The 9,661-nt window shown below is 42.5% G+C and carries 9 protein-coding genes; 5 read left to right on the top strand and 4 right to left on the bottom strand.

Translation table 11 applies throughout. From position 1 onward, the window contains the following. Positions 1 to 804 precede the first annotated feature (804 nt). Positions 805 to 1,365: a hypothetical protein gene (locus J07HQW2_RS00970; protein ID WP_021053302.1), complete on the top strand. Its 561-nt coding sequence runs from the start codon at positions 805 to 807 to the stop codon at positions 1,363 to 1,365. 875 nt (positions 1,366 to 2,240) lie between these two features. On the opposite strand, the gene J07HQW2_RS00980 is transcribed toward J07HQW2_RS00970, so the two are convergent. Together J07HQW2_RS00980 and J07HQW2_RS00985 are read right to left on the bottom strand one after the other, a co-directional pair. After that, positions 2,241 to 2,663: a hypothetical protein gene (locus tag J07HQW2_RS00980; RefSeq protein ID WP_021053305.1), complete on the bottom strand. Its 423-nt coding sequence runs from the start codon at positions 2,661 to 2,663 to the stop codon at positions 2,241 to 2,243. 123 nt (positions 2,664 to 2,786) lie between these two features. Continuing rightward, entirely contained in the window at positions 2,787 to 3,131 is a 345-nt protein-coding gene (locus tag J07HQW2_RS00985; protein ID WP_021053306.1) for a hypothetical protein, read from the bottom strand. Between the two features lie 302 nt (positions 3,132 to 3,433). Here J07HQW2_RS00985 and J07HQW2_RS00990 point away from each other — a divergent pair, with 302 nt between their 5' ends. Further along, positions 3,434 to 3,982 carry a hypothetical protein gene (locus J07HQW2_RS00990; protein ID WP_021053307.1) on the top strand — a complete coding sequence of 183 codons (549 nt, stop codon included), beginning with the start codon at positions 3,434 to 3,436 and terminating at the stop codon, positions 3,980 to 3,982. Between the two features lie 615 nt (positions 3,983 to 4,597). Here J07HQW2_RS00990 and J07HQW2_RS16940 read toward each other — a convergent pair. Then, complete coding sequence (locus tag J07HQW2_RS16940; protein ID WP_021053310.1) at positions 4,598 to 5,083, bottom strand: hypothetical protein; 486 nt, start codon at positions 5,081 to 5,083, stop codon at positions 4,598 to 4,600. A 2,010-nt stretch (positions 5,084 to 7,093) separates the two neighbouring features. Here J07HQW2_RS16940 and J07HQW2_RS19720 point away from each other — a divergent pair. Next, a complete protein-coding gene (locus J07HQW2_RS19720; protein ID WP_021053312.1) occupies positions 7,094 to 7,555 on the top strand; it encodes a site-specific integrase in 462 nt (153 codons plus the stop codon). Continuing rightward, positions 7,491 to 7,721 (top strand): tyrosine-type recombinase/integrase, encoded by a 231-nt coding sequence (locus J07HQW2_RS19725; protein ID WP_394324600.1) that lies wholly within the window; start codon positions 7,491 to 7,493, stop codon positions 7,719 to 7,721. The genes J07HQW2_RS19720 and J07HQW2_RS19725 overlap by 65 nt, the downstream gene beginning before the upstream one ends. Before the next feature lie 1,199 nt (positions 7,722 to 8,920). On the opposite strand, the gene J07HQW2_RS16945 is transcribed toward J07HQW2_RS19725, so the two are convergent. Further along, on the bottom strand, positions 8,921 to 9,082 hold the full coding sequence (locus tag J07HQW2_RS16945) for a hypothetical protein (protein WP_303703850.1): 162 nt from the start codon (positions 9,080 to 9,082) through the stop codon (positions 8,921 to 8,923). Positions 9,083 to 9,368: 286 nt separating this feature from the next. Here J07HQW2_RS16945 and J07HQW2_RS01005 point away from each other — a divergent pair, with 286 nt between their 5' ends. Further along, positions 9,369 to 9,644 (top strand): hypothetical protein, encoded by a 276-nt coding sequence (locus J07HQW2_RS01005; RefSeq protein ID WP_021053313.1) that lies wholly within the window; start codon positions 9,369 to 9,371, stop codon positions 9,642 to 9,644. Positions 9,645 to 9,661 lie beyond the last annotated feature (17 nt).

A 9,661-nucleotide genomic window follows, 5' to 3' on the forward strand; every position in this document is an offset into this window, starting at 1 on the left:
AACATGGTGATAAACTATCGAACTATATGCTTTATTCGTCAGTGAAGACCGGAGTAACCGCATCCTCCGTGTTAGTTATTTTGAGAATTTGAAACAGGTCCATTTATGAACATTGCGTGACCTATTAATAACGCAGCGAACCCAGCAGACAGTGAAGTAGCCAGCGAATACGACGATCCAAACAATACGAGTACAGAGAATATCCCGATGAAGCCTAGTGGAATTCCGCTAAGAATATAATCATAATAGTTTTCCATACAATATATTAGACGTTTGATGATATAAGCATTACCTATAACATTTTGATAATACACCCATATGATCTAACATTCTATCATCTAATAATACTATATCCTCACGTATGAAAACCACATCTGGTCAGCAAACTAAAACTTAATCACAGACTATCGGAACTACGAACCCTATGATGTACTGAAACTTGCTATAAATTACTGTCAGTCTGAGTCAACTTAAATACAAAGATTCATTTACATAAATCAAGAGTAGAGACAAATGAAAAAACAAACAGATCAAGTCGTTAGTCTAATTGAAAGGTGTTATTCAATTGATACTGAGAGCAGGCAGTTGCATAACTACGCAACAGGTGATATTGATTCAATTAGAATAACAGATATAGCGACATGTCCTCAGATACTAGAAAGTACACAAGAATCGAAGATTATCAGTCAAACACGATTTCCGAACGACTCTGAACTCTATATAGCATTACTCAGCTATATTCGAAGCGATTCTGAGTCAACTCAAATAATTTAAATATTATTTTAGTTTATAGTACAATATATAATGAAGCGCAGAGATTATTTAAAATCTAGTGGACTAGTCGGTGCTATTGGATTAGCTGGCTGTGTAAATCCGCTTTCAACAGATCAGAGTGATATTCCGACTGTACAAAGCGCAGAATTGACTCTTGTTGAGCGTGATGCTGAAACAATCTATAGTGATTCGTTTCCACGCGTTGTCATGGATGAGATGTCAGAGGTACTCGTTAACATGACGCTTACTCTTAATGATTTTACCAATGTATATCTTCAGCAACCACGTGCTCAAACCACACAATTTGAAACTGATGCTGATGTTCCAGATGCATTCTTCTACGCTGATGGATGGTACCTAATTGGACAAAATAATCTCGAAGAGACTATCGAGAACAGCGATGGAACATATACGGCGCAGATTTTTGATTTACTCAGTGAGACTCAGTACATGTACCGTGATTATGAATGGATAAACGGCTCAGTGAATATACAAGGATTCGAGAATGATCACCAGCTTCGTGTTATCTCACATAACCCGCAACTAAAAAACGAAATCGACGTGCATGAGACATTTACGATACAAGTATAGGACTCTTAGCAAAGGAAGCAAGACATCTAACTAATTAACAGGCACTCATTCGAAGTACGCTCATGTGAGTCCCTATATTTATGTTATACACAAGAGTATATAGTTACGTGCGTCAAAAAGAATAGAACTAGCTATACATACTGGTGAGATTTATACAAAGTATTAATTTGAGTCCCTCGAGCCGTAGAGAAGCCAACGAATTAATCGGAACAAGATACCGTATTCTGTTGATAATGATTATACTGGAGGGTGTATCTATGTCATATGAAACATAAAGAGGTATTATCAGAAACTATTGAGTTTCTAAAGCCTAGTGAGAGGAAACTAAAAGGATCAAAGTTCAGGAGGCGTGTTATACAATTAAAGACATTATCCTCATGTTGATAGCTATTGAAGTGTTAATCCATTGGCTGTTATCCAATGTCTACACCGTGTTCATATTTGGACTTTTACCAATCATCGGTGGACTTGTCTTTGAGTTTATTATTCATTATCACTTCAAGCTATCACGCAACGATAGAATATTCTGTTATGTAATTAAGTTGCACAAAAATGGAGGTGAGGGTTCACTCAATCAATTAAAAACGTGGAACGATAATCCACTCAATATCTCAAAGAAGTCTGGCTATCTGTATATTAGTGTGCTTATAAAAAAGTCAGAGGAGAGAGACAACCCAGCATCATATGTTCAAGAGAAAATTGGAGAGTTTCCCCCGTGTTGCTGAGACGATTAATAGAGAGGGGTATCAAGAATTAATCGAATTTAATAGATTAAAGACAACTGAGTCTGATTACCATTACAAGTATTTGTGGGAAGAAAACAATAATTGCGAGTGCGAGGATTAGAATCTGACTGTACAGATTAGATGGTTATGTTATTGTAGTTTGTTTACGTTACATCCGTTATCTGCATGAACTTTTAGCTCGGACTGGCTCTTTGACGAGAATGACACCGTGTCGCCAACTTCGATCATTGTCTGTATATCTTCATTAACAGAAGCATGAACTCCATCAGATAGCGGAGAGTCAATCAACTGCACGTAAGTGATTATTTCCTCCTCTACATGTACTGTATTAATAGCCACTGTCGCTTTTTCATGTGAAGGGCAATCGTTGGTAAAAATTAAAGGAAAACCTACTGTGGAACCTATGACAGCGAGTAAAAGAATGATGCTTACTAATCCAATTGTACTATATGGAATGCGAAATCTAGTCTCTGTTAGCGGTTGATCTGGATCCGGTGGTCCAACACCGCCGGAACATCGTTCTGTTGATGATATATTTTCGAAACCAGACATAAAAAATTAGTATATTACATGATATAAATAGCTACTGCAGATATCAATTGTATTATACTATGTATAAGCGGCGTTCAGACTAAGCTAAGCTATAGAACAATTCATATGCCAGTTACACCCAAATTAACTTTTAATTGAAACCTTCGATTTGATAAAAGATGGCCAAAACAACGATAGATGTGATGCAACTTCGCAAGGGTCAGCTACCAATGAATCTTCAATAGATATTAACCACTCAATCATGGGAATGATTTCAGGTTCAAAATCAATCATAAAATCTTGTAATAAAAAGTCACCAATTACTTTCTTATTCACGTCGGATAGTTTAAAACTAACAGACTCATTTTGTGATGCTTGAATTTCCACATAGACTTTGGCAGTTTTATTAAATAATTTGAGCCTTGGTGCATCAGCGATTGTAGTCCAGTTTGTCCCCTCAGTTTCTACATTTATGACATCAGTATTCATATGTTCAACTGAGTAACTATATTATTAGTACATAAATTAATAGGTTCCACCGCCACGGTGATGCGATTCATCGAGTTTTAATCATGAAGAATACTTTCACACTTTTTAGAGGGGAACAAAACTTGCAATAGGATAAATTAAATATATAATTATTCCTACAACAACGAGACCCACTACAGCGATTGCAGCTGTTTTTCCTAATTCATCGCTAGCTGTATTGGTAGCGTATTCTAATTGGTTACGATAGACTAGAAGATCCTTCAAAGCGAAGAGGTGTCGAAGAAGCGGAACGGTGGGATTGTGTGAAACATATTGACCGTATCCGCGAGACAGATGATATTTCTACTATTTCGGTTCACGGTGGTAATAGCTGTTGTGAGAGCAAATTACTGGACAAACCCGAGTTCTTGTTCCGCAAACAAAATGTGAATTGGCACTTTCACGCGGAGGAACTTCTCCCTATAGATGGAATGAATCCCACCTTTTCAATTAAATACCGCGATAGTTCTCATGACTTCTGGACGAGGTATTTGCATGCTCAAGCGAACACTGAACTCATCGAGCGCTGCCACATAGATGGTGCAGTCCGGGTATACGGTAATGAATCCAGTTTCATTCGGCGACACGCTGAGCAACTCAAACCCGGGGAGAAATTCAACTCGGAAACGGAACGGATGAAGTTGTTTAGGATAGACCCAGACCCACAGCCACTCCCATCATTCGACGAGCTAATCGGATTGTTCCTCACACAGAACCCATATCTGAGAGAATTTCGTGAAAGTGAAACTGATGAGAGTGCTGACCTGCAGGAATTAAGAAGTAGCTTGCTGGAAAATTCGCCAGGTACCTAAACACTCGACCGCTCACGATCACGAGAGGCTCCCTTCGATAACGGGTCAAATAAGACACTTCAATTAGCCGTGACCGCTAAGATTGATGGTATCGAATCGTGTTCTTGAACGTTTCTCACGACTTGGCGGAAACTAGCAGAAAGCCAGTGGACGGTCGACCGTCGTGAAAGCACCCGCTAGAGTCGGACTCTATCTGAGACATCTATACCTCCGATCAGGACAATTCAGTTCAATCCCCGATTTCGACAGTAATTTTGGCACGGCCTGCACTATCCAAGTCGGTGATAAATTCGCTCTCAGAGGAAGGCTCAACCGGGAATCCGAACTCCATTTCACCAGTGCTGTATACGTGCATGGGGCTATCCTGTATACCGGTACAAATATCAATCCAATCTGGTGAGTATCTAACCGCTCGGCACACAGGTAATTTCGGTTGAGAGCAGTTTTATGACACGCTGTCTCTCTCTCCAAGTATCGTCAGGAGCCGCGTGCAAGATACAGGGGTTCAATTAACCATTCAGAGACTGTGACCTCGTACGAGACAAATGAATCACTGTGTATGTGGTTGACCGGCTCATCTGAAAACATTGAGAGTAAGCGTCTTATCGGTTGTTCTCATTGGAAGCCATCAAACCGACTCCAAGTGAGATCGAGAAAGCCACCGACGCCCAAAATGATGAAGAGTACCGGTAGGTCGGTCGTCTGACCGTTAATTAATGTGCACATCCCAAGGATGCCGAGTGGGATTGTCAAGACACGTTTCAAATCACCCGCTTCTCTGAACCTCTCAAGTGTCAATACGAGGGCGTAGAGTGTGAGTCCACCGAGGAGAATAATCTGAACAGGGCTACTTCCAACTATGATGGCTCGAATTATTAGTAGCATACATCCCATCGTCGCAACCACAAAAAACAACAAAGGATAATCTCGTCCGCCAAAGACATCTACACTCGGGAAGACCATACCAGCAATACGTGATGAGATAAAAATAGACACTGTCTGAGTCTGGTTAATTACTGTTTCCTCATGAACGGGACCGGTTTGTCGGGAGGCAGGAGGTGGATCCTTTCGTGATTTCCTGATATATGATGATGTGTGCACATATTTACTGACCTTCTATCTTCAAGAACTGGAGAGTTTCGACTGCTATTACTCGATTTGTGATATGGAGCGGATTGAACTGGAGTGATTGACCGTATTCTCTAGGGGTAAAACCCGAACATACCGTGGAAGAGATTTGGCTAAGCACTGCATACAGTATTTGGATGACAGCTGCTGTGGGTCAGGATTTGGGAATATTGGAGGTGATACGTGCAAAATATACACACTAACACGCAATTACCTGCGAATCTGAACAACGCTTGGGTCGGCATAAAAAGCTCTGATGACCCCTTGGGGCAAAAGAGGGGATGGGTCATGAACGTGAAGCAGACATAACAGAGCGGTCTGATGTGGTTTTCATGCCCAATTGCGGTGTATTCCGAGGCAAAATTATAAACCAGAGGTTCATGCGACATTACTGATTCGGATTTCTGAGAACGACCCCACAGAGATACTCTTGATAATGGAGAGACTCATCAAGTTCAAACACGTTCTCGGACCCGAACGTGTCGCTAAATCATTCTGTACGCTCCTCGAGACCGACTCGTTGGTCGGGATCTCGTTCAGAACGGCTCCAATGCTAGATATCTGAAAGTCGCACGTACATACCTGATTCTATTACAGAGCAATATATTATCGAGTGTAAAGGGAGAGATTGGGAAGGGAAGTGTATGATAAGGAATTCACTGCCGAACACAAAGCAAAGGCAGCGATGAGGCAACTAGATGACAAAGAATACGTAGTCGTCGGTATATAGCTGCCATGTGACATTCATATTCCACGGGAAGAGTGTGGAACAATATTGGAGCGCTTAGAATATTTACCGAGCGGTTGATGATATCAGAATATCTGTTAACATCGTCTATTCGGGTCGGTGGTAAGGCAGGTATCCTGAGTAATCATCTCTGTAGCAAATATAGTCTCATCAAAGGAGCGATATTGAGGGGATATTCGTGAGTATATCTATCAATAGTTACCTTTGCAACTCGATTGAGCGCTATTAGATACCGTCATCGACAGTAGATAGCCTGCCATCGATGTCACCCTCCAGCACTACTTGCCCACCACACTCCGTGCAACGGTACTCAGAATGGCTAGCTGGCGACTACAACTACAACTACAACAACTTTCGTAAACGCACAAACAATTATACATCTCCATGTGACATACTCTCATACCGTTGCGACAGACAGAAAACCAACTGCGAGTATATCCTATCAGAGCTGAGATATTGTCTCGTGTCAGTGCCGCTTACTGTTACTGTTGCACGCAGAGAAGATTGAGCTAAGGATTGAATTTACATAGCCACAGTATAAATACTCCGGCTGGAGATATTCCACACAGAACGCTCCCCACATTCCGAGTCTGTGAATTGCAATGATCAACGTCATCGTTAACTGAACATCTCACGGCTGCGTCCTTTCTCGATTCGCCGCTGCAATTCCCCTTTTATTCGGTCACACTGCCGTAGTGAGACACGATATCTCCAAATCCCACAGGGATTTAAAATAGTTCACATCAGCACACGACAGAACGCAGGTACATCATTGGATATTATTATCTGACTGGCATTAGCAGGTTCGTGAATCAGAATCTACCGCTGTAAGCGGACGGAAATATGAAGAAAGTGTAGTGTTGATTTTGTGAGTTTGACTGCTTCTTTCTTCATGGTTAATATTGGACTGAATGAATTACAATCAATTCAACCTGTCATCGATTATATTCTGAATCTTCCTGAACTAGTTATGTTACTCGGAGTTGTGATAGTAAGCTATCTTATTCGAATACTCAATTTGTTTAATTCGATATACTGGGTATCTCGTTTACTTCGATGAATTTGCTGGGTTGGCGATAATTGAAATAATCGCCTACAAAATACAATACTCTACACTCAAACCCCGAAAAACACCACTCTAACACGAGCTAAACCAGATCAACAACACACCAACAGGCGAATACTGAATCCAATAGCGTCACTCAAGTAACCTCACAAAAACTAATGTATCAAACATGTCACAAAATACTAGACAAGAAGAACGACAGATCTGGCTCACTCCGAAAGAGATGAATCAACTCATATTATCTGCACCAAGTAACAGAGACAAACTAATCATGCAACTCGGGTCACAATGTGGACTCCGTATCTCTGAAACGAGAACACTACGAGTTGATGATTTAATCGAAAGAGAAGTAGAGAATGATCTGAAATATTTTGCCACAATCAGAAACGGAAAAGATACGACAGGTGACGGAGGACACACTCGAGAAATCTGGATCCCAAAAGATACCTGGAGTACCATCAGGCTAGTCATAAACGAATACAATCTGCAAAAACAACACTACCTGGTACCCTCAAGAAATGGCGGTGGACTATCTGATACAGGAGCTCGCAATATTGTGAAAAAGATTGGAGAAAGAGCATTCGAATCAAACAACAACAAACAACAGATATCAATATGTGAGCAGCCATGACCTCCGCAGATACTGGGCGCATCAGTTACTCGTCGAACATGGACTGAATACGAGAATCGTAATGAGTCTTGGAGGATGGAGAAGCTTCAACAGTCTCAAACCATACCTCGACAAACCAACCCCTCAAAATATATCGACTGAAATGGACAAAGCAGATTGGACATGACATTCTGACAGTTCAAACAAGAGAGTAGAATCAGAGATCACTCCCTGAAAAATTATTCATAAGAATATTTTTTCACCCCTCTCAGAGAGAGTATGATCATAAGGAGTTGGGAAGATCTAGAGGTTTCAGCAGTAGTATGAGTCTGCTGTATTCTCACAATTAGCATGAGTTAGTTGTGTGACTACAGTTGTAGACCAATTGATGAATAATCGCATGACAGCATTTCGTGATTCGTTCATGTGAGAAAACATATCAGATTGAATACCCCGTTTTTGTGTCGGATATTGGCGTAGCGTCACTCACACAGAGTAACTGAACACAATAGGTCGCCTCTCACACAGAGTGGAATTGCAGAAATATTGAGCACGAGTTGATCTGAGCTGGAGCTTCCCCAGATCTGCAAGTGCCCATACCGTAGAGCCGGGCAACTGGGCGCATGAAACAGACACGAAATTTCCCGACTCGCGAAGATAGTCACCCGGATGGTACTTCAAATTAATTGTTAACGCAACACACACTAGAGTGGAGATTTCCCTCTAGAGGAGAGATATCGTGGAAACCGTGCAGAGACCGTGTGATTCTACCCGTTCATGAACCGTCTGACACGGTGCAAGTGGCATTTACAACAAGTTTAGCAACTATCAGGGTGTAGGCTGCGAGAGAGAGAACCATCTGATGTGGATTCTCGAAATGGAGATGATTGGATACAACTGATATTGAATTATGAATCGCACTCAGAGGGGACGGGAGCCCTCTGAGCCGGGGCAACTGATCCAACGCGCAACAATAGGTGCGAGAACCCCGACTCACGAATATAGTCATCCGACTGTCACATTAAATTAATCATTAATGCAAGCCCCTCTGGAGTACGATGGTTTGTCTAGAGCGGGGGGTATCGGGACGGGATTAGCATCTTATGTAACATCTGCCTTTCTCACAAGACGAGTCGTTACATAAGGCGAATAGAGAGACTAGTCCCCGACTTCCAGGAGTGACTCAGATAGATATATGACCGGAGGTAGCACTGAGTAAGTAACTCTGCTCACTCGGTTGATGCTCGCCTTAGCGCTGATAGTTTGTGACAGGACAGACGGCACTGAGGCGAGCTCCGAGCGGGTTACTAACTAAATCACAGATTGGATTACTATGTCAGGGTTCGACAGGTTCCATGTTGAGACTCAACAGTAACCATGACCAAATCACATACATACAGTAATAGGCGCACCGGCGATGAACAGTCTTGCCGCAAAGACGGCGGCAGTGAGGATCTTCTTCTCGAGCTCGAGACTGACAAGTTCGATGGCAAATGAAAGTGCCTCTGCAATTGCATCTGCATCGGGAGTAGGGGGTACAGGGCACAAGGTCGACTCCCGATGTTAGGACATTATACTAACCTGTATGAAGTCTGGAAGTGCCGGACCAACCCGTTAGAGTGGTGTTCTGGATACGAGTGCGGGGGGTTGCACGCAGGGAATATCCAAACCCTAGTTTTGCACATCGGGAGTGCGATTGAGTGTGCAATAAATCCAGATTGCACCGGCACTCCCAGCAAGATTACCGCCCACGCCACACCCGTCTTTATAAACGATCGCGAATATCACCCAGTGAATCACGCCAGTAACCACGGCAGGGAGGGTTGTGCAAAAAATGAGAATTAAATCAACCGATGACCGGGAGCAACTGTGGGAGAATCTGTGTGAAGCCACCGATGAGCAAGCCACGAGCAAAGCACTCGATACCGCAGCACGATATTATCTCAAGATGTGCGGTGGGGTTGCTGCATACGGACGTGGTGACGTGCAACGGTTGCTCGATGCAGCCGAAGAGCACGGATCCCTCACCGCTCCAGAGATTGCTGCGATACTCGATGAGCGGGAGCTGCCCGTTGAATATGAGACACGCTCATCGGTTGGCAAAGAATAACTCCGAAGTCAGTGATA

The sequence above is a fragment of the Haloquadratum walsbyi J07HQW2 genome (genome assembly GCF_000415985.1).
In the GTDB taxonomy this organism is placed as follows: Archaea; Halobacteriota; Halobacteria; order Halobacteriales; family Haloferacaceae; genus Haloquadratum; species Haloquadratum walsbyi_B.